Source organism: Sorangium sp. So ce363 (assembly GCF_051520435.1).
Lineage (GTDB): Bacteria > Myxococcota_A > Polyangia > Polyangiales > Polyangiaceae > Sorangium > Sorangium cellulosum_B.
In genome coordinates this window covers 3623037-3646777 of the sequence record NZ_CP150333.1, presented here as the reverse complement: position 1 = coordinate 3646777, position 23741 = coordinate 3623037, and the positions used below count along the sequence as shown (strand labels likewise).

General features: G+C 72.8%; 11 protein-coding genes. 3 read left to right on the top strand and 8 right to left on the bottom strand.

Features of this window, described 5'->3' with window-relative positions; translation table 11 throughout:
• The first annotated feature begins 119 nt into the window (after nucleotides 1–119).
• Nucleotides 120–2033, top strand: coding sequence for a PAS domain S-box protein (locus WMF12_RS14000; RefSeq protein WP_437871848.1), 1914 nt, complete (start codon nucleotides 120–122; stop codon nucleotides 2031–2033).
• Here WMF12_RS14000 and WMF12_RS13995 read toward each other — a convergent pair whose 3' ends face one another.
• From WMF12_RS13995 to WMF12_RS13985, 3 genes are all read right to left on the bottom strand, one after another.
• On the bottom strand, nucleotides 2034–2531 hold the full coding sequence (locus WMF12_RS13995) for a response regulator (protein ID WP_437871847.1): 498 nt from the start codon (nucleotides 2529–2531) through the stop codon (nucleotides 2034–2036). It lies immediately after the preceding gene.
• Nucleotides 2532–2545: 14 nt separating this feature from the next.
• A complete protein-coding gene (locus WMF12_RS13990) occupies nucleotides 2546–7978 on the bottom strand; it encodes a trifunctional serine/threonine-protein kinase/ATP-binding protein/sensor histidine kinase (RefSeq protein ID WP_437871843.1) in 5433 nt (1810 codons plus the stop codon).
• Nucleotides 7979–8249: 271 nt separating this feature from the next.
• A complete protein-coding gene (locus WMF12_RS13985) occupies nucleotides 8250–9035 on the bottom strand; it encodes a helix-turn-helix domain-containing protein (protein WP_437871840.1) in 786 nt (261 codons plus the stop codon).
• A 146-nt stretch (nucleotides 9036–9181) separates the two neighbouring features.
• On the opposite strand from WMF12_RS13985, the gene WMF12_RS13980 reads away from it, so the two are divergent.
• The gene (locus tag WMF12_RS13980; RefSeq protein ID WP_437871838.1) at nucleotides 9182–10144 is read left to right on the top strand and encodes an alpha/beta hydrolase family protein; all 963 of its coding nucleotides are present in this window, start codon (nucleotides 9182–9184) and stop codon (nucleotides 10142–10144) included.
• 123 nt (nucleotides 10145–10267) lie between these two features.
• Here the strand turns inward: WMF12_RS13980 and WMF12_RS13975 are convergent, their stop codons facing one another.
• From WMF12_RS13975 to WMF12_RS13955, 5 genes are all read right to left on the bottom strand, one after another.
• Nucleotides 10268–11917, bottom strand: coding sequence for a reverse transcriptase family protein (locus WMF12_RS13975; RefSeq protein ID WP_437871837.1), 1650 nt, complete (start codon nucleotides 11915–11917; stop codon nucleotides 10268–10270).
• Nucleotides 11918–12202: 285 nt separating this feature from the next.
• Nucleotides 12203–14353 carry an SWIM zinc finger family protein gene (locus WMF12_RS13970; protein WP_437871836.1) on the bottom strand — a complete coding sequence of 717 codons (2151 nt, stop codon included), beginning with the start codon at nucleotides 14351–14353 and terminating at the stop codon, nucleotides 12203–12205.
• Nucleotides 14350–16059, bottom strand: coding sequence for a hypothetical protein (locus WMF12_RS13965; RefSeq protein WP_437871834.1), 1710 nt, complete (start codon nucleotides 16057–16059; stop codon nucleotides 14350–14352). Before WMF12_RS13965 ends, WMF12_RS13970 begins: the two co-directional genes overlap by 4 nt.
• A gap of 118 nt (nucleotides 16060–16177) precedes the next feature.
• The gene (locus WMF12_RS13960) at nucleotides 16178–17299 is read right to left on the bottom strand and encodes a Kazal-type serine protease inhibitor domain-containing protein (RefSeq protein WP_437871833.1); all 1122 of its coding nucleotides are present in this window, start codon (nucleotides 17297–17299) and stop codon (nucleotides 16178–16180) included.
• Nucleotides 17300–17440: 141 nt separating this feature from the next.
• Complete coding sequence (locus WMF12_RS13955; protein ID WP_437871832.1) at nucleotides 17441–18079, bottom strand: hypothetical protein; 639 nt, start codon at nucleotides 18077–18079, stop codon at nucleotides 17441–17443.
• 212 nt (nucleotides 18080–18291) lie between these two features.
• Here WMF12_RS13955 and WMF12_RS13950 point away from each other — a divergent pair, with 212 nt between their 5' ends.
• Complete coding sequence (locus tag WMF12_RS13950; protein ID WP_437871829.1) at nucleotides 18292–23424, top strand: sigma 54-interacting transcriptional regulator; 5133 nt, start codon at nucleotides 18292–18294, stop codon at nucleotides 23422–23424.
• Nucleotides 23425–23741 lie beyond the last annotated feature (317 nt).

Below are 23741 nucleotides of genomic sequence, written 5' to 3'. Positions count from 1 at the left end.
GTCGCGCCAAGAAACGATGCCGGAGACGGTGGCGACGCGGGCCCCGCGCGGGCCCCGTCAGCCGACGCGAGCTCGCCTGCGCGGTTGCGGCCGCGACCTCTGGTAACAATGCATAGCGCGTGGCTGCGCTGGGGAAATCCGCGGAAGAAGGCGCCGCCGACGCGCTCAAGCGACAGCTGGCCGAGCTCGGCGGCGCCGAGGCGTTGCTGCAGGCGATCCTGGGCAGCGCATCCGATTGCATCCTGGTGCTCTCCCCGGACGGCACGATCCTGCTCTCCGGCCGCGCGCTGCCGAGGGCGAGCTCGACGAGCCTCCTGCGGACGAGCGTCTACGAGCACATCGCGCCGGAGACGCGAGAGGCGGCCCGCTCCTGCGTCGAGCGCGTGGTGCGGTCGGGGGCGTCCGACAGCTGCGAGTGCACGATCCCCGGCGAGCACGGCCAGGTAGCGCTCTACGAGGTGAGGGTCAGCCCCATCCTGCGCGGCGGCCGCGTCGCCACCCTGCTCATGATCTGCGCCGACGTCACGGAGCGGAGGGCGACGGAAGCGGCGCTCCGGAGGAGCGAGGAGCGCTATCGTTCGGTGATCGCCGCCCTCGACGAGGGGATCGTCCTCCAGGACGCGAGCGGCTCGATCGAGGCGTGCAACGCGAGCGCCGAGCGCATCCTCGGGCTCACGTCCGCGGAGATGGCGGGACGGGAGAGCCGCGATCCCCGCTGGAGGGCCGTCCACGAGGACGGCGCTCCTTTCAACGGCGACCTGCACCCGGCCATCGTGACGCTCCGCACGGGGGCGCCGCAGAAGAACGTGATCATGGGGGTCCACCGGCCGGAGGGCGAGATGGCGTGGATCTCCATCAACTCGCAGCCGTTGCTCCGCCCGAGCGAGTCCATCCCGTACGCGGTGGTCACGTCGTTCCACGACATCACGGAGCGCAAGCGCTCCGAGGAGGAGCTGAGGAGGAGCGAGGAGCGCTTTCGCGCCACCTTCAACCAGGCCGCGGTCGGCATCGGCCAGGTGTCGGTCGAGGGCCGGTGGCTCCGGCTGAACGAGAAATTCTGCGATCTCGTGGGTTACTCCCATGCAGAGATGACCGGTCTCACGTTCCAGCAGATCACCTATCCGCCGGATCTGCCCACCGACATCGAGAACGTGCGCCGCATCTTGTCGGGGGAGGTCCAGACGGTCTCGCGTGAGAAGCGTTATGTCCGGAAGGGCGGCGAGCTGGTCTGGGCGAAGGTCACGGTCTCGCTGGTCCGTCACACCTCCGGGGCGCCTGCCTACTTCATCGTCATCGCGGAGGACATCACGGACCGGAAGCACGTCGAGGAGACGCGCCAGGAGTTCTTGACCATCGCGTCGCACGAGCTCAAGACGCCCCTCACCCCGGTGATGCTCCGGGTGCAGGCGCTCCTGCGCATGTACCGGAGGGCCGGCGGGCCGCCGCCGGCCGCCGAGGAGGTGATCCCGAAGCTCGAGGCCGTGGAGGCGCTGCTCGAAAGGCTGCACCGGCTCGTCGAGGAGCTCCTCGACATCTCGCAGATCACGGCGGCGCCGATGACGGTGGCGCCGGAGGAGGTCGACCTCAGCGCGTTCCTCCGGGACATCCTGGACGGACACGCGGCGCTGCTCCGGCGCGCGGCGTGCCCGGTCACCGTCGACGCGCCGAGCGCCCTCCGCGGCCACTGGGACCCGGTGCGGCTCGAGCAGATCATCACCAACCTGCTCTCCAACGCGTCCAAGTACGGCGGCGGCAAGCCCGTCGACGTGGCGCTCGAGGCGTCCGGCGACATGGCGCGCCTCACCGTCCGCGACCGCGGGATCGGCATCGCGGCGGCCGATCACGAGCGGATCTTCCGCTGCTTTCAGCGGGCGACGACGTCCCGCCATTACAGCGGGTTCGGGCTCGGGCTGTGGATCGTGCGCGAGGCGGCGGAGGCGATGGGCGGGGCGGTCCGCGTGGAGAGCCGCCTGGGCGAGGGCGCGAGGTTCACGGTCGAGCTGCCGCGCGCGCGGCGGCACGCGAGCGACTGATCAGCTCGCGTCCGGGGGCATGATCCCGCGCACGAGCTTCTGCGCGCTCGCCATGCTGGAGACCAGGCTGTGATGCTGGACGGCCTTCTCGACGGCCGCGATGAGCCCCGACACGTCGCCATTCTTGTCGAAATAGCCGAACGCCTTGTGGGTCGAGAGCAGGTCTTGCTTCTCCAGGATGTCCTGGAACGCGGTGTAGAAGATGATCGGCACCTTCGGGAACAGCGCCTTGATCTTCAGGTAGGCAGTGAGGCCGTCGATGCCCGGCATGCGGATATCCAGGATGACCAGGCTGACCATCTCCGTCATGGCGGCGATGCCCTCCTGCGCGCTCGCGTACAGGCGCACGTCGTAATCACGCCGCAGCGTGAACTCGAGCGCAGACCGCATCCGCGGGTCGTCGTCGATCACGACCACGATCGCCCGCTCTTTGTCAGGCTCCTTCGGCGCCTCGTCCGAAGCTTCGCGGAAGCGCCTGGTGAATTTCGCCGATGTCATCTTGGCGCCTCCTTTCAATTCCCGGAGAGGTTGAGATCGATCCGGCCGGCGGGCGCGCCGGCCGGCTGCGGCCGTTGCGGCTGTTGGTGGGGCACCGCGCGCGGAAGCCGGACGACGAACGTCGTTCCGCGCTCCGCGGCGCTCTCGACGTCGATCGTCCCGCGGTACATCGCGACGAGGCGGGAGACGAAGCTGAGCCCCAGGCCCACGCCGGTCGTCGGCTTCGTCGAGAAGAACGGCTGGAAGATCTTCGAGAGGTCGTCGGACGAGATCCCGTCGGCGTTATCGCTGATGGTGAGGACCTGGAGCTCCCCCTCGTCGACCGTCTCGACCCGCATCCGCCGGCCGCGGCCGTCGCCGACCAGGAGCAGCGCGTCGCGCGCGTTCAGGACGATGTTGCTCACGATGGAGTCGAAGTGCGACTCGTACCCGACGACCGCCGAGCCGCCCCGGAGATCGAGCTCGACCGACACGCCCTGGCGCGCGAACTCGTCGCGGTGCCGCGCCGCGACGGACTCGATGACGCGGCGGAGGCTCACGACCTCGTTGCCGGCGAGCGCGACGCCGAGCTTCGAGTACTCCAGGATCCTGTTCGTGACGCTCAGCGCGCGCTCCGTGCAGTCGCCCACCATCCGGAGCACGCTGTCGAGCGTCTCCTCGGCCTCCTCGATGTCGCCCAGATGGGCGATGGCCGCCTTGAGCTTGCCCTCCGGGATATCGCCCTTGAGCAAGTCGAACAGCTCGCCGAGCCGGGCCGCGTTCTTCGCGCACAGCGTCTCGCCGCCCTGGGTCACCGACTCGAGCACCATGGCGGCCCCCGAGAGGGCGTTGCGCATCTCGTGCGCGAAGCCGCCCGCCATCTGGTTCTCGACCGCCTCCCGCTCCAGGCGGACGATCGTCGCGTGGGCCTGCTCGAGCTCCGCCGTGCGCTCGCGGACCTTCTGCTCCACGCCCGTGTAGAGCTTCGCGTTCTCGATGGAGATCGCCATCTGCGAGGACAGCATCGAGAGGAGCTCCAGCCGATCCTGGGTGAACGTCCCGGTCGCCGTGTTGTTCTCGAGGTAGATGGCCCCGTAAAGGCCGTTATGGTGGGTGATGGGCGTGCACAGGACCGACCTCGGGCAGCGCTGAGCGACGTAGTCGTCGCGCTGGAACTGCCGATCTGTCGATGCGTCGGAGAGGACGACGCACTGTCCCGTCCGCGCGACGTACTGCACGATCGCGGCCCAGAGGAGCGGGCGTTCGTGCGCCGCGGCCTTGTCGAGGGGCAGCCCCGGGAAGCGCGGTTCGTCGCGGCCGTCCGTCCAGTCGACCTCGGCCTCGATCCGCAGGCCGTCGCTGTCCCGGAGGACGAGGCAGCCGCGCTGGGCGCCGGCGTTCTCCATGGCGACCGACATGAGCTTGGCGAGGAGCCTGTCGAGCACGATCTCCCCGGAGATCGCCTGCGCCGCCTTCAGGACCGTCCTGAGGTCGAGGCGCGATGCGCCGAGCGAGGTCGTCGTGACGAACGTCCGTGAGGGCGCGATCTCCGAGGACCGCGGAGGGTGCGCCTCGCGCGCGGCGAGCTGTGGATACCGCTCCTCCAGGTCCTGCGCCTTGCGGACGGCGCCCCAGAGGTCGTAGTGGTAACTCGCGTCCGCGAGGTACACGCGCGCGAGCTTCTCTTTCCCCTGCGCGAGCCAGAACCGCCCCGCCAGCTCGCAGGCCACCGCGGCCTCGTTCACGTAGTCGTGCTCCGAGGCGGACGCGATGGCGCGGTCGTACAGGTCCAGCGCCTCGGCCGCGCGGCCGTCGATCCGCGCGAGCTCGGCCTCCACGAGCAGGTACCGGTGCAGGAAGTTGCTGGCGCACGTCCCGGACAGCGCCTTGAGCTTCGCCTGGTTCTCCGACAGCTTCGCGCGGTAGCGCGCCTTGTCCTCCGGCGAGGCCGCCGGGTAGAGCGCGGTCATGGCAAGGGAGTAATAGAAGGTGTGCAGCGGCGTGAACACCTTGCCCGTGCTCGCGCCGAGGGTCGGCTCCGTCTCGGCGGCGTGCTTGTAGGCGAGCTCGTATTCACCGAACACGAAATAGAGCATGGCCTGCGCCGTATGGATATAATTGACGGTGTTGAAGTTCTTCGTCGCGTAGAGGCCGGGGAGCGCCTGCTCGGCGTCGAAGAACTCTCCCTTGATCTTCGCCGCGTGCTCGGACCTGCCGGTGAGGTTCCGGATGGCCTGCCGCCACACGCTGAGCTGGTTGATGACCTGCTCCTGCTTGAACCTGAACACCTCCTCGATGTGCCTGTCGAACATCGCCTCGAGGTCGAGGAGGTTCTGCCCGGAGACGGCGCCGCAGACGAAGGCGTTGATCAGGCAGTACGCGGCGCTCTCGGCGTCGCCGTTCTCGGCGTAGCTCAGGTACCCTTCGATGAGCGGCGCCTGGCTCTCGCGGGCCGGACGGTAGAAGTGCCGCGAGAGCCCGTAATAGAAGTTGTAGACGCTCGCCTTGTAGAACGGCTCGTCCCGGCGCCGGTGCACCGCGATCGAAAGCTCGCCGAACCGGGATCCCGTCGCGATGTCGCCCACGCCGGCGTTGACGAGCACGCTGAACGCCGCGAACGCATAGGACGAGAGCGGCGACTCGCCGTGATCCATCGTCAGGTCGAGCGCGCGGCAGATGAAGAGCCCGAGCATCTCCGGCGCGGCGAAATACGACGCATGGATCGCGCGCCGGAGGATCACGAGCGCGGCTTGCTTCGGGGCCTCCGTCATCGGGGCGAGCCGGCCGAGGCGCTCGAGGCCGATCTCGGCGACCTGCTTCGTCGTCTTCGTGTAGGCGTCGAGGAAATCCTGCATGCCGGGGCTCGCCGGGAACGTCTCGCCGAGCTGCGCGAGCGCCTCCACGGCGATGTCCACGGCCTTCCGGAACTCCGCCTGGGTGTGGTGATAGAGGATCAGGAGCTCGTAGAGCTTGCTCCTGTTCATGACGTCGTGGATCTCGCACAGGGCGGCGTCGACGAGCTCCTTCATCGCGCCCCAGTCGGCGTTCATGCACGCCGCCTCGGCCGCGCCGACGTGGAGCGCGCTCATCAGCGCAGGATCGCTCTGCCAGGCGCTCGCGGGCAGCAGCGAGAGGCCTCGGGCGAAGTAGCCGCGCGCCGCGTCGAAGGCGGCGGAGAGCAGCGCGCGCCGGCCCGCGAGGAGGTTCAGCTCCGCGAGGCGCCGCTGCTCCGCGGCGTCGCTCAGCAGGTCGGCGCCGCGGTTCAGGTGGTAGACGACGTCGAAGACCTTCTCCTCGGGGGCGCGCCCGCCCAGGCTCTGCAGGAGCAGCCGGCCGATGTCGGCGTGGAGGCCGCTGCGCTCGCCGTCCTCGATCATGGCGTACGCGGCCTGCTGGACCCGATCGTGGAGGAACCTGTAGTCCGGGAAGACGAGCGGCGCGGCGAGATCGTCGGGCGCCGCGGGCTCCATCGGGGAGAGCGGGACGATGAGGCCCTCCTGCAGCGCGGGCGCGAGGTGCCGGTAGGCATCGGCGCGGGTCTCCTCGCGGATGACCGCGAGCCTGCCCAGGTCGAAGCGGTTGCCGAGGCAGGACGCCGACATGAGCGCTCGCTGCGTGTCCGCGGGGAGCTCCCGCAGCTTGCCGATCATCAGATCGACGACGTTGTCCGTGATGTTCCTGGACTCGATGTGCTCGACATCCCACGTCCACGCCGCGAGCCCGGCGTCGTACCGCAAACACCCGGTGTGGTGCAGCGTGCGGAGGAACTCGTTGACGAAGAACGGGTTGCCGCCCGTCTTCCGCGTGACCAGCGCCGCGAGCGGCATGACCGCCGCTGCGTCCGCGCGCAGCGCGTCGGCGAGCATCCGGCAGACCATCTCGGCGCCGAGCGGCCCCGGGGAGATCTCGCGCACCCGGCCGACCGCCCCTTCCCGTCGCAGCGCGGCGATCGCGGCCGAGAGCGGGTGCGCGGCCCCCACCTCGTTGTCGCGGTAGGCGCCGATCACGAGCAGGCCGCGCAGCTTCGCGTCGGTCATCAAGAGCTCGATGACCCTGAGGGACGCCGCGTCGGCCCACTGCAGGTCGTCGAGGAAGATGGCCAGCGGGCGCTCGGCGTCGCAGAACACGCGGACGAAGTTCTGGAGGACGCGCACGAAGCGGTTCTGGGACTCGGCGGGCCCCAGCGCCTGGACGGCCGGCTGGTCGCCCACGATGCGCTCGATCTCCGGGATCACGTCGACGAGGACCTGCCCGTTCGCCCCGAGCGCGGCCTTGATCTTCGAGCGCCAGAGCGCGAACTGCGCCTCGGGCTCGGCGACGATCTGCCGCACCAGGTCGCGGAACGCGCTGGTGATCGCGGTGTACGGGGTGCTTCGCTGGAGCTGGTCGTACTTGCCCGCGACGAAGTACCCGCGCGCCTCGGTGATGGGCTTGTACAGCTCGTGCGCCAGCGCGGACTTGCCGATCCCCGAGTACCCGGCGATGAGCATCAGCTCGGCGCCGCCCCGCGCCGCGCGCTCGAACGCCTCGATCAGCGCCTGCACCTCGCGCTCGCGCCCGTAGAGCTGCTGCGGGATGCGGAGCTCGCCGGAGGCGTCGGCGCGGCCCAGCGGGAACGGGGCGATCTCGCCCGTGGCCGCGAGGCGCCGCTCGCACTCCTCCAGGTCGTGAAGGAGGCCCGCCGCGCTCTGGTAACGGCCCTCGGCCGCCTTCGCCATGAGCTTCATCACGAGGTCCGACAGGACCTCCGGCACGCCCGGACAGCGCGCGCGCGGCGGGGCGGGATCGCGCGCGACGTGGCAGTGAACGAGCTCCATGGCGTCCGTCGCGCTGAAGGGCGGCGCGCCCGTGAGGAGCTCGTAGAAGGTGGCGCCGAGCGAGTAGAAATCGGTGCGATGGTCGAGGGACCGGTTCATGCGGCCGGTCTGCTCGGGAGAGATGTAGGCGAGGGTCCCCTCGAGCACCGCGGGGCTCTTGATCGAGAGCTCTTCCCGTGAAAGCCGCGTCGAGATGCCAAAGTCGATGATCTTGGCAACACCCGTCTCGCGGTTGGCTACGATATTGGACGGATTGATATCCTTGTGTATAATTCCGCTTCTGTGGACTTCGCGAAGGGCGCGCGTGATCTGGATCGCAAGCCGGACGAAGTCCGCGGCGTCGAACGGGCGGCGCTGGAGGTGGTGGAGGTGGTGCGCCAGCGAGCGGCCGCCGAAATCCTCGAGGACGAGGAGGAGCCCGTTCTCGTGCCTGCGCAGGTCGAGCGCCCGGACGACGCCCGGCGCATCCAGATTGCTGAGCACCGCGTATTCATGCCGGTAGCGCGTGAGCTCCGTCTGGCTGGGATAGTCCGAGCGCAGCAGCTTGAGGATCACGGCGCGCCCGTCTCCGGCGCGCTGGCCCCGGTAGACGCGCGAGCTGCCGCTCTCGTAGATCGTGTCGGTCGCTTGATACCCCGAGATCGTCAGCATCACTCCCCTTGACGTCAGACGTGCTCTGGCGCTGTCAGGCGCGGTCAACAGCCACGTCGTGGCATGCCCCCGCCACGAATGTGTCCTGGATGGTACCACGAAGCCGCTTCGCGGCTGGACGAATCTCGCCGGACGGCGTGGGTGGATATCCGCCGTTGATACCTGTTCTGGTTCAAGGTGCCACTTTGGGAGCCGGGCCTGCGAGGTCTCCGGACAGGCAGCAGGGAACAGAGGGCGATGGCCCGCACGGAGCCGAGATGCTGCCCGGCCGCTAGCTCCGTGAGCGTCGTGACGCCGTCGTCGAGTCCCTGGCGCTCGCCCTCTTCACGAAGGCGCCCGGCGTGAGCCCGACGAGCTCCCGGAAGTCGGTGATGAGGTGCGCCTGGTCGTAATAGCCCGCGTCTCTCGCGATACGCGCCCAGTCCTTCGAGGTCGCTGCCATCCGCACCGCACGCTGCAGGCGAACGGTGCGCGCGAAATCCTTCGGCGAGACGCCGACGCTCTCGGTGAAGGCACGGCGGAGATGCCGCGCCGTGACGCCCAGCCGCTCCGCCACGCTCTCCACCCGAACCTCGCCTCCTTCGAGCAAGCGAACCGCGCGGCGCGCGAGCCGCGCCGATGCCGATTCGAACGTCTGGCGGGCACGAAGGGCGATGGCGCAAGACACTCGGTCGAGGAGCTCCGGCAGGCTGCGCGCCGCGAGCAGCTCGTCGCAGAGATCGCCGCCCGGGCGGCCCCAGATGTCTTCCAGCGGGACGATCCGATCCGTCAGTACGTTCGCGGCCACGCCGAGGAGCGGCGCCGACCAGCCTGGCTTGAACTGGATGCTGATCGCCCGCGCCACGCCGCCGGCGTTCTTGAACAGCGCGCGCGTGCGCGGCCCCGCGACGCACACGTCGCCTCTCCGGCCTTCCTCGAGCGCGCGGAAGACGAGCATCGTTCGTCCGTCGGGCAGCCGTTCATGACGTGTGTGCCCACCCACCGGCAGGAGCGAGTGAACGCCCTCGACGAAGCGCGAGAGCGAGAACGTCGCCGCGGTGTCCGTCGTGTGCAGCACCGTCGCAGTGTCGCGCGCCGGCCGCGATCGTTCAAGCCGACGCGGAGCGAGCGCTCCGAAAATGTCCGGTCCTTCCAATGAGAGAGCGGTGGAGGGAGCTACCAAGGCGATGAGCGGGGCCGAGCCCCCGAAAGGAACTCCACATCATGAGCCAACCGACTCCCGCAGCGAACGCCTCCAGCGCACCCGCGCAGGTCTTCTCGATCCACCCCATCGTGCTGCCCGCTCCCGGCCGCCCCGTCGATCTCCAGGTGCGCGTCTCCGCGCCCGTGACCGGAAGCGAGCTGCCCATCCTGCTGCTCTCGCACGGCCACGGCCCCTCCAACTTCGTCTCGTCGCTCCACGGCTACGCCCCGCTCGCCAATTACTTCGCGGCGCACGGCTTCGTCGTGATCCAGCCGACGCATCTCGACTCGAAGACGCTGCCCTTCAGAGGCTCGGACCACCCCGATGCGCCTCTCTTCTGGCGCGCGCGCGCCGAGGACATGAGCCGCATCCTTGGCCAGCTCGACGCGATCGAGCGCGCCGTCCCTGCGATCGCCGGGCGTGTGGATCGAAGCAAGGTGGCGGTCCTCGGCCACTCGATGGGCGGGCACACCGCGAGCGTGCTGCTCGGCGCGCGCCACGTGGACCCCCACGACGGAAGCGAGGTGAGCGTCGCCGAGCCGCGGATCAAGGCGGGCGTGCTGCTCGCCGCGCCCGGCCGAGGCGACGCCCTCAGCAAGTATGCAGCAGAGAACTACCCATTCTTCGCGAACATCGATTTTTCCACCATGACGACGCCCGCGCTCGTGGTCGCCGGCGATAAAGACGGCTCTCCCCACCTGACGACCGCAGGCGCCGCCTGGCACGCTGATCCCTACTTCCTCTCCCCAGGCCCCAAGTCGCTGCTCATGCTGGTCGACGCAGGGCACGGGCTAGGGGGCGTGGCGGGCTACGACCTCGCCGAGACCACCGACGAGAACCCCGAGCGCGTGGCTGCCGTCCAGCTCCTCACGCGGGCCTACCTCCACACCGCGCTCTACCCCGGAGACCCCGCCTGGCGGGACGCACAAAGCGCGCTGGCGGGCGCTGCCAAGCCGCTCGGACGAGTCGAGTCCAAGTCGTGATGATCGAGCGCTCGCGGACGAGGCCTGCCGAGCACCAGGCAGGCGAGTGAGGCGTACGAAAGTACCCCGCAGCGAGCCGAACGATGCGGCGGAGCTCGCAGCGCACGAAGATGCGCCCCGCGTTCACCCCGTGAGCGCGTCGAGGGCCGCGAGCAGCGGCGCGGCCCTCTCGCGGTCGATCATCTGCACATAGGCGATCCTGCCGCGCAGGTGCGCCTCGAAGTCCGGCACGCCCCGGCGGTTCTGGGCGGCGAGGCCGGTCTTCTTCGCCGCGTGGAGGATCGCGCGCAGGCGGCGCACCTCCTCGCGCGGCGCCGAGGGCTTGTCGTTGACCACGACGCCCGTCACCACCTGCCGACCGCCGGCGCGCTGGATACGACCCTTCGCCGGATTGATGGCGAAGCCCTCCTCCTCGACGATGTGGCGGACGCGGGCGAGCAGCATTGCAATATCGCCGCGCTTGCCCGGGGGCGCCGAGAAGGTGAGGTCGTCCGCGTACCGTGTGTAGGTGAAGCCCGCGCGGGCGCACATGCCGGCGAGGCGGCGATCGAGCTTCCGCGCGACCTGGTTCGAGATCGCCGGGCTCGTGCACGCGCCCTGCGGCAGCGCGCGATCGCCGACCGCGACCCAGTAGCGCTGCCCGTCGTACTCGACAGGACGCCGCGGCGGCTCGGTGCAGAGCAGGGCGAGGAGCGTGGCCACCGCCGGGGAGTAGCCGAGCCGATGGAAGACGCCGCGCACCCGCGGGAACGTGATGGTCGGGAAGAACTCGGACAGGTCGAGGTTCACGACCACGTCGCGGCGCGTGTGCGGGCGCGCGTTGGTGAGCGTGGAGCGGCCCTTCACGAAGCCGTGCGCGGGCGCCTCGACGGGCAGCTTCTCCAGGATCTCGCGCAGGACCCACGCCTGCGCCGCGGCCAGGGATGCGTGGGGCGCCGCGAGCTGCCTCGTCCCGCCCGAGCGCTTCGGGACGTCGAAGTACACGTAGTGAGGGCGCTCGACCGCCTCGCCGTGAAAGCAGAGCCAGCGCAGGCGCGGGACGGCGACGCCGAGGGCCGCGGCCAGGTCGGCCGGGGTGGACAGCACGGGCAGCCCGCGCTGGGCGAGCGACTCGACGTGCGATCGCCGGTCCGCCAGGCCCGCCGAGACGTCGGTGCCCAGGAAGATGATGTCCTCGGCCCGGCGGCGCGCGATCGCCTCGGCGCGCTGCCGCTTGCGCTCGGCGCTCTGGCGCCGCTTCTCCTCCTTGCGGGCGAGCTTCTCGCGCTTGAGCCGCTCGATCGCCTCGTCGGCCGAGCGCGCCGCGACGGTGCCGGCGAGCGCCGCGGCGTCCTTGTGCCTGAGCCAGAGATCGCCGACGCGGTGGATCTCGGCGAGCTGCGCCTCGGTGAGCAGGCCGCGCAGGACGAGGCCCCGATCGATGAGGGCGGTGCGCTCGTCGCTCTGCGGCGGGATCGTGTCCACGCGGCCGATCCAGGCCGTCAGGCGCGGGTTGATCTTGAGCGCGCGCCTGCGCAGCTCGTCCGCGGAGAGGCCGAGGATCCCGCCGGCGTCGTAGGGGTCCGCGGGGCGCGGCTTCGCGCCCGCCGCCGCGGCGCGGGGCTGCCCCGCGCGGGCGGCCGGCTTCGCCGCCCGGGCCACCTGGACCTGCGCAGGCGCGGCCCCGGCGCCACCGCCGCCCGCCAGCTCGGCCTCGGTCCCGTCCGGCGCTCGCTCCCTCTGCTCGGCCCCGCCAAGGCCGAGCATCGACTTCAGCTTGTCCCAGAAGCCCATTCGACAGTTCCTCTGGACAGCACCCGGTCCAGCCCTCCAAGGAAGCCCGCCCGCCCGACTACTTGCTCGTGACCACGCCCGATCACCCAGGCGCCGGGCAGCTGTGCGGTTCCAGGACCGCAGGTCCCTCTGAGTGGAACCGCACAGCTGCTAAAGGCGCCCAAAGAACATCGGGGGTGGGGATGCATGGAAGAACAACCTCCACCGCGGCGGAGCGCCGCAGCATGTTGGGCTCGAGCGGACGGACCTCCTTGCAGGGCTGGACTCTCGGATCTTGGGTGAACCTCACTTCGTCGATCGCCTGGCGACGAGCCACGCGAGGCCCACCACCGCGGCGGGGCTCGCCTTGAACTGGTCAGCGACGCGCCGGATCTCGGCCAGCACGTCCGCGTGAACGGGGAGCGTCCTCACGACCGGCGTGCGGAGCTCGCGCGCGCGGAGCGCCCGCTCCGCCTCCGGACCGCCGAGCGCGAGGGCCTCGACCCAGGACCGGCAGCCCTGGATGCGCTCGAACGCGAGATCCCACGACGCCTCGACGATCTCCGCGAGCCCCGCCCGCTGGGCCGCCGCGGCGCGCTCGATCTCGACGAGGAGCTCCGCGGGGAACGGCACGGCCTCGCCTCGCGGGGCGGCCGTCGTCGCCCGCGGGCCGCGCGAGCCGGCCTCCGCCTGCTGCGACGGCTCCGGAGACGGCAGCGAGGGCGCCGCGTCACCGCGGCCGGACAGGTGGAGCTTGACCGCGAGCAGGTGCCGGCACGGGCCCGCGCGCAGCCGGTTCTTGTAGAAGTACGAGCAGCTGCACTTCGCCTTCTTGATCGCGCCGTCGGTGTCGAGGAGCAGCTCGCAGCTCGTCGCCTTGGCCCTGGCCATGACGACGCGGCGGCCGCCGGAGAGGGTCTCTTCCCGCGCGATCTCCACCCCGCCCCGGGCGATGCGCCGGCCCTCCGCGAGCTCCGGGGGCTCGGGGCCGAGCAGCGCGTCGGAGAGGGCGACCGGCATCACCGGGCGGCAGCGATAACACTCCGCGGCGTGGTCGTAAACCACCTGCCCCTGCTTCGCGGCGAGGTGCAGCGCGCCGCGGAGCGCGCCGTCCGGCGCGCCCATCGACACGGCGAGCTCGCCGTAGGACGCGCGCCGCACCATCTCGAGGTGGCGCGCGACGCGGTCCGCCAGCTGCGCGTCCGGGGTGAAGGCGTCCGCCATGACGTCGAGGTGCGAGCCCGAGGTCCAGTCGTTCGCCGTCCAGCCCGAGAGCGCCAGGGTGAAGCGCATCTCGCCCATGAAGACGATCCACAGGCTCGGCAGCCCGGAGCCGAGCAGCCGCACCTCGATGCGATCGGCGAGCGGCAGGAGCCGCGCGAGCACCGAGAGGCGGCGCCTCCCCCACACCTTGATCTCCTCGGTCGCCTCCGCCGCCGGCGCGCCCCTCGGCGCCCCGGAGCGGTACGGGCCGAGCCCACCCGCGCCCGCCGCGGGTCCCACGGCCACGGGGACATCGTCGCAGGTGACGCCGCGGCACGGGATGGAGACGCCCCAGGGGTCGAGCACGAGGATCGGCGCCTTGCCCGGCGTGAGCTGGAAGCGCAGGCTGCGCGGGCCCGTGCGCTCGCGGTGCCGATCGAGGTGCGCGAGCAGCGAGTAGACCGCCTCCACGGGGACGTCGACCCTCCGGCACGGCAGGCACATCGCCGCCTGGAGCTGGCCGAAGCCGCGCAGCCACGAGGGCGGGAGATCGATCTTCTCCTCGCGGTAGTCGCCGCGGCCCTCCACGGCGACCTCGAAGCCGGTCGGATCGACGAGGAGCCGCGTCGGCCGGTAGCTGCGGAGCGTCTGGAAGTGCTCGTAGAGCGCGAGCGAGTAGTCGACGTTCGTCGTGCCGAGGCCGGCGTCCTGCGCGCCCCGGAAGGCGTCGCGATCGACCGAGAGGCAGCCGTAGCTCGACTCGTCCTTGGAGAAGCACTCGAAGAAGACGACATCGGGCGCGACGGTCACGACCGGATCGCAGGGGACGAGGTGGCGGAAGAGCTGCGGATCGTTCCGCGCGAGCTCGTTCGCCCAGCGGACGCGCGCGCCCCAGTAGAGCTTGTGCATCTTCCGGAAGTCGGCCTCGAGGTTCGGCGGTAGCGGCGCGCTCCCGAAGCGCGCGAGCTCGGCCTTCATGGCCTCGCCGTGGAGCTCCCGGCGGAGCCGGGCCTCGCGCTCGGCCTCCTGCTGCTTCCACGCCTCGTGGGCGGAGCGATCCTTCGGCAGGCGCCGCAGGTCGCCCACGACGACGTCGTGGAGCGCGCTGATCGCCTCGCGGAAGCGCACCGGCCGCGCGAGCTCGCCGTCGAAGAAGACCCTGGGGCGCGCGAGGTTGGGCGCGAAGCTGAGGGCGGCGCCGCCGCCGAGCTCCTTGACGCCGCTCGTGCCGAGGTAACGGAGATCGAAGCTCACGCCGCGTCCTCCCCCTCGAACAGCCGGAGCTCCGGGAGCCTGCGCGCGATGGCGTCGCGCAGCGCGGGGGCGCGGAATGCGGCGCGGGCGAGGGCGCCGAGGGCGGCGCGCCGCTCGGGCGCGCGCACGCTGCGGAGCGCGACGCCGAGCAGCGGCAGGAGCGCGTCGGCCTCGCCGGGCCGGGCGACCACGCGGTCCGCGATCTGCCGGACGACCGCGCGCTTGTCGCGCGCGCCGCCGTGGACGGCGAGCAGCGCCGCCGCCCAGACGTGCCGCAGCGCCTCGGGCGAGAAGGCCGCCTTGCGGGCGGCGAGGTGCCGGACGAGGAAGGCGCGGGCATCGGCGTGGGGCGTCTCGGCCAGCGCGGCCCACAGGCCGGTGTCGTCACGGAAACGGGCGTCGGCCTCGAAGAGCTCGAGCGCGCGGGCGCGGACGTCCTCGTGGCGGGAGTCCAGGAGATCGCGCACGTGCTCGGCCCGGCCGTGGGGCGAGCGCCCGAGCACCTCGACGAGCCACGCGACCGCCTCCTCCCGCACCCGGGGGGCGACCGCGGTCGCGAGGCGCGCGAGGGTGTCGAGATCGGCGGCGGTCTCGACGGGCTTCGTCCTCGCCCAGCGGAGGCCGAGCTCCGCGACCGGCGCGGCGCGCGCGCAGGCGAGGGCCACGCACTCGGCGAGCGAGAGCCGCGCCGGCGAGACGTGCTCGACCACCGCCTCGCAGACGAAGGCGAGCGCCGCGGCGTTCTCGGTCTGGAGCAGCGAGAGCCAGTCCGCGATCGGAAGGCTCCCGAGGCCCGGGATCTGCCGGAGCAGGCCGGCGGCGAGGGTCTGCACCTCGTCGTGCGGGCTCTCGAGGAGCGCGCGCACGCGGGCGAGCGGCAGGCCGCGGAGCTCGGCGGCGTAGCCGCGCTCGAGCAGCCCCACGGCGAACGCCCGGACGGTGCGGCTCCTCGCGGCCGTGACCAGGCCGAGCACCTCGTCGAAGGCGCCCTGCCACGCCTCGGGGTAGATCGGCGCGGGCTCGAGCTCGGCGAGGGCGGCGCCCTCCGCGAGGCGGACGCCGCGCGGGAGGCGCTCGAGGGCGGGCGAGCCCCAGTAGAGCGCGTGGAGCAGCCCCCAGGCGTCGAGCAGCCGCTCGGGCCTGTCGAGGTGCTCGTCGCGGTAGAGCGCGAGCGCGGCGCGGATCGCGCGGCCGTAGCGGGCGGCGTCGCGCCGGCCGAGCCGCCGGAAGTAACGGAACGCGCGGCGCCGCAGGTAGTGGCGCGTCCGCATCGAGAAGCGCGGCGACGCGACGTCGCCCTGCGGGAGGCTGACCGGCACGCCGGTGTCGCTGACGAGGCAGGGCTCGTCGCTGGAGGTCCTGGTCACCCAGTCGTAGCGGGTCACCTTGACGAGCTTGCGGCGGACGAGGCGATCGAAGGCGACCATGAAGCGGCCGACGATCTCGTCGTCCCCCGCCTGCTCGGCGAGTTTGTAAAGGACCTTGACGAGGCCGCGGTGGTGCGGCCGGTCGCAGCCGTCGTCGATGTAGCGGAGCAGCGCGCGGCGCGCGAAGGGACGCCGGTCCGCGTACCAGCGCGGGGCGAGCGCTTTCAGCTTCCGGCCCGCCTCCGAGGCGAGCACCTCGTCCACGAACCGGTCGTCGCCGGCCTCGAAGTGCTCGTCGAGGAGGAGCGTCGACGCTGTCTGGGATCGAGCGGCGCTCATGCGCGGCAGGATGCTACGGAACCGGCGCGGAGCCGGTCAAGGGCGGCGCCGCCGCGCCGCGCGTCGCGCGAGGGGGGATCACGCGGCGCGCGGCGCGGACGGCGCCCTCGGTGTCCCCTTACAACCGGCGCTCAGCGCACTCGCCGCGCGACACGACCGACACGCCCGCCGCGTGCGCGAAGCACTCGTTGGGGTACGTCTTGTCGTCGCAGCCGCAGACCGGGTCGTACTGCTCCGTGCACGCCTCCGGGATGGTCTCGCAGGTGCCCGTCTGATCGGCCGCGCCGCACATGGCCTCGATGCTGTAGTTGCAGAACTCGCCCTTGCCACAGGCGAAGCCCGCGATGCCGCCGCAGATCGTCCCGGGAGCAGGCGCGCACTCGCCCTTCGACGCGACCGACACGCCCGCCGAGGCGGCGGCGCAGGCGTTGCCGTACGTCTGGCCGTCGCAGCCGCAGACCGGGTTGTACTCGAACGTGCACGCCTCCGGGATGGGCGTGCAGGTCCCCGGCCCGTCCCACGCGCCGCACTCGACCTCGGGCGGGAAATTGCAGAACTCGCCCTCCTCGCAGGTCCAGCCGCCGCGGGTGCCGCACGCCTTGCCTTCCGAAGGCGGCGCGCACTCGCCCTCCGACGCGACCGAGACGCCCGCCGCGTTCGCCGTGCACGCGTTGCCGTACGTGTTCCCGTCACAGCCGCAGACGGGGTCGTACTCCCTGGTGCACCCGCCCGGCGTGGGCAGGCAGGTGCCCGTCATGTCGCCCGCGCCGCACTGGGCGTCCGGCGCGAAGTCGCAGAACTCACCCTCCTTGCAGGAGAGGCCGAGGAGGCCGCCGCAGATGTCGCCCGGAGGAGGCGCGCACTGGCCGATCGACGACACCGACGTGCCCGCCGCGTTCGCCATGCACTCGTTGCTGTACGTGTTGCCGTCACAGCCGCAGACCTCCCTGAGCTCCTTCGTGCACACCTCGGGGATGGGCTGGCAGGTGCCCGTCTGATCGGCCGCGCCGCACATGGCGTCGAGCTCGTAGTCGCAGAAGAGGCCCTTCTTGCAGGAGAGGCCGAGGAGGCCGCCGCAGGCCTTGCCCTGCCCGCCGCCGCCCCTCACCTCCTCCGAGTTGGACGCGGTGTCGTCGTCGGCGATCTCCACCTGACAGCCCACGGCGAGCGGGAGCATCGACAGCGCGAGCCAGAGAAAGGATCCGATACGGCTGCTCTTGGTACGATTCTGGACGTTCATGGGTTCCTCCAAAAGAGCCCCGCCGTCACCGGCGAGGCGATAGACATCCACGAGCCCCTCCCCTCCAGGGGAAGGGCGCCTCGCGCCGCGCGCAGTACGGCGAGCGCGGCGCGCGAGTTCGATGTTCGTCTCCCCGACCGCTCAGTCGGGGAGCGTCAGTGTCAGGACGCGGCGCCCGGGCTCGGGCGCCGTGACCTCGAGGAAGAGCACGTCCTCGCGCTCGACCCCTTCACCGTCCGCGCGCACCGTGACGACGGCGGACTCGCCCGCCGGCACCACGAACGCCTCCGCCGGGCTGACCCCGAACGGCCCTGCGCCGCGGCGCAAGCGCGGCGCGCCGATGGACACGTCCTCGGCGCACGTGTTGCCGACGACAACGTCGCTCTCGCCGGCCTCGAGCGAGACCCACGAAGCGGGCTCGATCGTGAGGCAAGGCAGGTGCGCCAGCATCGTCTGCGTCGCGTTGATGGGCTCCCCCGTGAGCTGCAGATCCACCGGCTCCGACCGGCGCTCGCCCTGCTTCACCTGGATCCGCAGGACCTGATCCGTCGACGCGTCCACCGCGGCCACGAAGCTGCCGTCGCGGCTGATCTCCGCGATGACGGGCGCGTCCGCGCTGTCGAGGTTCGTCACCACGACCACGCCCTCCGCCGGCTCGACCGCGCCAGGCTCGCCCTTGAGGAAGACCTGTTGCCGCAAGACCATGGGGTCGCCCGACACGCCGACGAGCCCAGTGTCCAGGATCGGCTCGTGGACCGGCGGGCTCGGCTGCGGGCTCACGACACAGCCGCCAACGAGCGCTCCGAGGAGCGTCGCGACGCGCGCGCCCCGCCGTCCTCGGTGTCCGTATGTCGTCCGCATCGCCATGCCGGCCATTAGAGCAAACCTGGTGCCGAATGAAAAAGGACGGAAATCGTCGTGAAATGCGAGGCACAAGTGTCTCATCGAGTGTCTCACTGTCTCAGATGGCACATTCATGAGACACTATGCGGGTGAGCCAAGCCGAAGGGACCCTGCTCGCCCGCCGCTACCGCCTGATCCGTCCCCTGGGGCGGGGGGGCCTGGCCACGGCGTGGCTCGCGCGTGACGAGGCGCTCGGGCGGGACCTGTGCCTCAAGCTGCTCGGCCACGCGCGCACGGCGGAGCGGGCGGCGTTCCGCGGCGAGTTCAGGATGCTGGCGGGGCTCTTCCATCCGCACCTCGTCCGGGTCCTCGACTTCGGCATGCTCCGGGAGACCGGCGAGCCGCGCTTCTACTTCACGTCGGAGGCGGTGCTGGGCGCGCCGCTCGACGAGTACGTGACAGGCCGGCGCTTCGAGGAGGCGCGGGCCGCGATCGTGGACGTGCTCGACGCGCTGCGGTTCCTCCACCGCGCGCGCATCCGCCACGGCGACGTGAAGCCGGCCAACATCCTCGTCGGGGCCTCGGGGCGCGCGGTGCTGATCGACCTGTCCTGCGCGGCGCGGCTCGGGGGGAGGCCCGACGACGGCGTCTCCGGCACCCGGGGCTACCTCGCGCCCGAGGTGATCCGCGGCGAGCCGGCCGACGGGCGCGCGGACCTGTTCTCGCTCGGCCGCACGCTCGAGGCGATCGCGCCGCTGCTCGCGGAGCCGCTGCCGGAGGCGATCGGCGCGCTCGTCGAGCGGCTCGTGCGGTCCGAGCCGCGCGACCGCCCGGCCGACGCGGGCGAGGTGCTCGACTGGGTGGGCGCCGCGCCGCGCGCCGTGGCCCCGCCGCCGCCGGAGCCGCCCCACCTCGTCGGGCGCGATGCGGAGATGCGAGCGGTCGCCGAGGCGCTCGCCGCGCTCGAGCGAGGCGAGCGCGGCCCGCGCGTCTGCGTGATCGCCGGGGAGCCGGGCTGCGGGAAGAGCCGCCTCCTGCGCGAGGCGACGTGGAGCGCCGAGCTCCGGATGGAGGCCGTGGAGGGCTTCGCCAGGGCCAGCGCGCCGGTGGCCTCGATGCTGCGCCGCGCGACCGGCGAGGAGGCGCTCCCCGCCGGCGCGCTGGGCGCCCTGCGCGCGCACGAGCGCCTGACGCGGGCGCGGGGAGGCCACGCGGGGGCGGGGGCCGGGCCGCTGGTGCTCGTGCTCGACGACGCCGACGAGGTGAGCGGGGCGGACCGGGAGATGCTCGAGGCGCTCGCCCGCCTGCTCGGCCCCGAGGATCCGGTCCTGCTCCTCGCCGCCGAGCGCGTCCCGCACGGCGGCGGCCGGGCGCCGCTCGCCGCGGTGGCCGCCGAGGCGGGGCGGAGCGCGCGCGAGGTCGCGCTGCCGCCGCTCGGGCGCGAGGCGGTGCAGCGCTGGATGGACGACATCGGCCTGGGCGACGCGACGGAGGTCGTGCTGCGCGCGAGCGCGGGGTGGCCCGCCGATCTCGTGGTGATCGCGGGGCGGCTCGCCGAGAGCGGGGACGTGGCCGGGCTCGACGCGACGACGCCCGGGGCGAGCGCGCGCTACGCGCTGCGGCTGCGGGGCCTCGGGCGACCGCTGCGGGACGCGGTGGCGACGCTGGCCGTGCAGGGGGGCGCGGTCGCCGACGAGGAGCTGCCGCCGCTGGGGCTGCCGGTCGCGCACCTGGCCGAGCTCGCCGCCCGCGGCGTCGCCGCGCGCACCGCAGGGGGGTGGACGCTGACGCGCGCCGGGCCGATCGCCGCCCTCCTCTGCGCCCTCGGCGGCGAGGCGGTGCGCGCGGCGCACGCGCGGGCGGCCGCCGCCCTGCCGGCGCACGCCGAGCAGCGGGTGCTGCACCTCGCGCTGTCGGGCGACGCGGCGGCCGCCGAGCGCCTGTTCCTCGAGCGCCGCGCGGAGCGCGAGGCGGATCCGAGGCCGTGGGGCGCGACCGCGGAGGCGCTGCTCGAGGTGGCGACGTCGGCGGAGGCGCGGCTCGAGATCGCGTCCACCCTCCAGCGCGTCGGCCGCGCGGCGCGGGCGCGCGAGGTGCTGGAGCACCTGCTCGTGAGCGACGAGGCCGGAGAGCTCGGCGCGCGGCGCGCGCAGGCGCTCGTCCGGCTCGGCGCGTGCCTGCTGGAGCTGGGCGACCCCACGGCGGCGCTCGCGCGGCTCGACGAGGCCGAGCGGAGCGAGCAGGCCGGCGGGGAGGGCTCGGCGTCATCGTCCACGCCGCGCGAGCGCGCGGGGCTCGCCGATCTGGCGAGCCGGGCGCTGCTGCGGCTCGGATCCCACGCGGAGGCGCGGGCCCGCGCCGAGCCGGCGCTCGCGTGGTGCGACGAGCCGGAGGTGCTGGCGAGCCTCCACGAGGACGTCGGCGTCGCGGCGAGCTACCTCGGGGAGCGCCGGCTCGCGGGGCTGCACCTCGGGCTCGCCGCCGGGCTGCACCGCGATCGGCGGGCGCCGAGGGCGCTGGTGCGGGCGCTGTCGTACCAGGCGATCGACGCCTTCCGGGCCGGGGAGGTCGAGGCGGCGCTCGTCGGGTACCGGCAGGCGCTGGCGACGGCGGAGGAGCACGGGCTCGGCGACCTGGTGGCGCGCTGCAGCCTCAACGTGGGTACGGCGTGCCACCAGTCGGGCGAGCTCGGGGAAGCGCTCGCCGCCTACGAGCGCGGGGCGCGGCTCGCCTCCGCCCTGGGCCAGGCGGACCTGGTCCTCGTCCTCGATTTCGATCTGGCGAAGCTCTGGGCGGACGTGGGGGCGTTCGAGCGGGCCGCCCGCGTGGCCTCCCGGGTGGAGGCGGAGGCCGCGCGGCGGGGCGCGCCGTTCTTCGCGGCGGCGGCGGCCTCGGTCCTCGGGGACTGCGCGCTCGCGGGCGGCGACGCCGAGGAGGCGGCGCGCTGCTTCGAGCGGTCGCGGCGCGGCTTCGAGGCGCAGGGGGCGCAGCGGGAGGTGGTGGAGGAGGAGCTGGAGCTCTGCCGGGCCCACCTCGCGCGGGGCGCGGTGGGGGACGCGCGGGCCGCGCTGGGCCGGGCGCGCGAGCACGGCGCCGCCCGGGAGGCGCCCGACCTCGGGGCGCGCGCGGCGCTGCTGGAGGGGCGGCTCGCGCTGCTCGACGGCGAGGGCGACGGCAACCTCGGTCAGGTCGGTTCCGACCAGGGCGGTTTCAACCTCGGTCAGCCCAACCTCGGTCAGGGCGCCCCCAACCTCGGTCAGCCCAACCTCGGTCAGGGTGGCCCCAACCTCGGTCAGCCCAACCTCGGTCAGGGTGGCCTCAACCTCGGTCAGCCCAACCTCGGTCAGGGTGGCCTCAACCTCGGTCAGCCCAACCTCGGTCAGGACCTCACCGCCGCCCGGGAGCGCCTCGAGCGCGCCCTGGGCCTCGCCGAGCGCGCGGCGCAGCCCGACCTCGCCGCGGACGTCCGCCTGGCGCTGGCCGAAGCCCACGAGCTCGAAGGCGAGCCGGAGGCCGCCGCGGCGCAGCGGGAGCGCGCGGCCGCCGCCTGGACCGCCATGGCGCGCTCGCTGCCGGAGGCGCTGCAGCACGCCTTCTGGACCCACCCCCGGCGCCGCGCGGCGCAGCCGGCGCGCACCCCCGCGGCGGCCGAGGCCGCGGCGCCGCCGGCGGCGGAGCGCACGGCCAAGCTCGAGCGGCTCCTCGCGGTGTTCCGCAGGCTCAACTCCTCCGTCGAGATCGCCGACATCCTCGCGATGGCCATGGACGCCGCGATCGACCTCACGGCCGCGGAGCGCGGGTTCCTGCTGATCGAGCAGCCGGGCGGCGAGCTGCGCGTCGCGGTCGCGCGCAACGTCGACCGGGAGAAGGTCGGCAGGAGCCACCTCAAGTTCAGCTACGGCATCGCCGAGCGCGCGATCGCGACGCAGGAGCCCGTGGTCACCGTGGACGCCCAGGAGGACCCGCGCTTCCACGAGCACGCGTCGGTGCACGCGATGCGGCTCAGGTCCGTGATCGCCGTGCCGATCCGCTCGCCGGACGGCGTGCTCGGCGCGCTCTACCTCGACAACCGCTTCCGGCGCGCGCGGTTCGCGCCGGAGGACGTCGACCTGCTCCTCGCCTTCGCCGACCAGGTCGCGCTCGCGCTGCGCAACGCGCGGCTCGTCGACGACCTGCGCCGCCGCACCGTGGAGCTCGAGGCCGAGCGGCGCCGCGTCGAGGAGCTCCTGCGCGGCCAGGCCGCGGAGATCGACCGGCTGCAGGAGCAGGTGCTCGTCCGCCAGCAGGCCCTGGAGCACCGCTACGATTACGGCGCCATCGTGGGGCGCGGCCCCGCGCTCCGCGCGGTGTTCGCGACGCTCGACCGCGTGGTCGACGCGCCGGTCAACGTGCTCGTGACGGGCGAGAGCGGCACCGGCAAGGAGCTCGTCGCGCGCGCCATCCACTTCGCCGGCCCGCGGAAGAGCGGCCCGTTCATGGGGATCAACTGCGCCGCGCTCCCCGCCGCGCTGCTCGAGTCGGAGCTCTTCGGGCACGTCCGCGGCGCGTTCACGGGGGCCGACCGGGACCGGACCGGCCTCGTGGTCGCGGCGCGCGGCGGCACGCTCTTCCTCGACGAGCTGGGCGAGATGCCGCTCGAGGTGCAGGCGAAGCTGCTCCGGGTGCTCCAGGAGCGGGAGGTGCGCCCGGTGGGCAGCGCCGAGGCCGTGCGCGTGGACTTCCGCCTCGTCTGCGCGACGAACCGCGATCTCCTGGCCGAGGCCGCGCGCGGGCGCTTCCGGGAGGACCTCTACTACCGCGTCGCTGTGGTCCAGATCCGGCTGCCGGCGCTGCGCGATCGCCTGGAGGACCTGCCGGAGCTCGCGCTCCACTTCGTGCGCCGCGCCGCCGAGCAGCTGGGCCGCCCGGCGCCGCAGCTGTCCCACGAGGCGCTGCGGCGGCTCGGCCAGCACGGCTGGCCCGGCAACGTGCGCGAGCTGGAGAACGTGATCACGAAGGCGGTCGTGCTGTGCGACGGCCGCAGGATCGGCCCCGACGACGTGGACCTGCCCCGCGCGCAGGAAGGCGGCGGCCGCGGCGCGCCGCGACCGCCGCGCGACGAGCGCGCCGCGCTGCTCGCCGCGCTCGAGCGGACCGGCTGGAACGCGCTCCAGGCCGCGCGCGAGGCGGGCATGTCGAGGGCGACGTTCTACCGGAAGCTGCGGCGACTCGGAATCGAACGGCCGATCGAGCCGCCCATCCCACGCACGACCGAACGGCCGAAAGGCGCCCGCGACGACTGAGCCCTTCCTCCAGCGCCCCGAGCGCGAGCGCGGGCCCGATCGGACGCTGGCGACTGGCGCTCTGGACGGCGTCCGTCACAGGCGTACACACGCACCGTCCTCCGCCCGATAGCATTAGTTCTCCTCTTCTGACATCGCCGGCACGGGGCAGTTCGCCCCACTTGGGGCAGTCCGGCCTCTATCCAGCCATGAGCCTGCCAGCCGCGTGGCGTCGCGCACCCCGACGCGATGGAAGAGCCGCCCACGACACGGCGTGGAGAAAGGCATCTCATCCATCGGCGTGACGGGGATCATGCTCCACCCTGACCACGACCGCG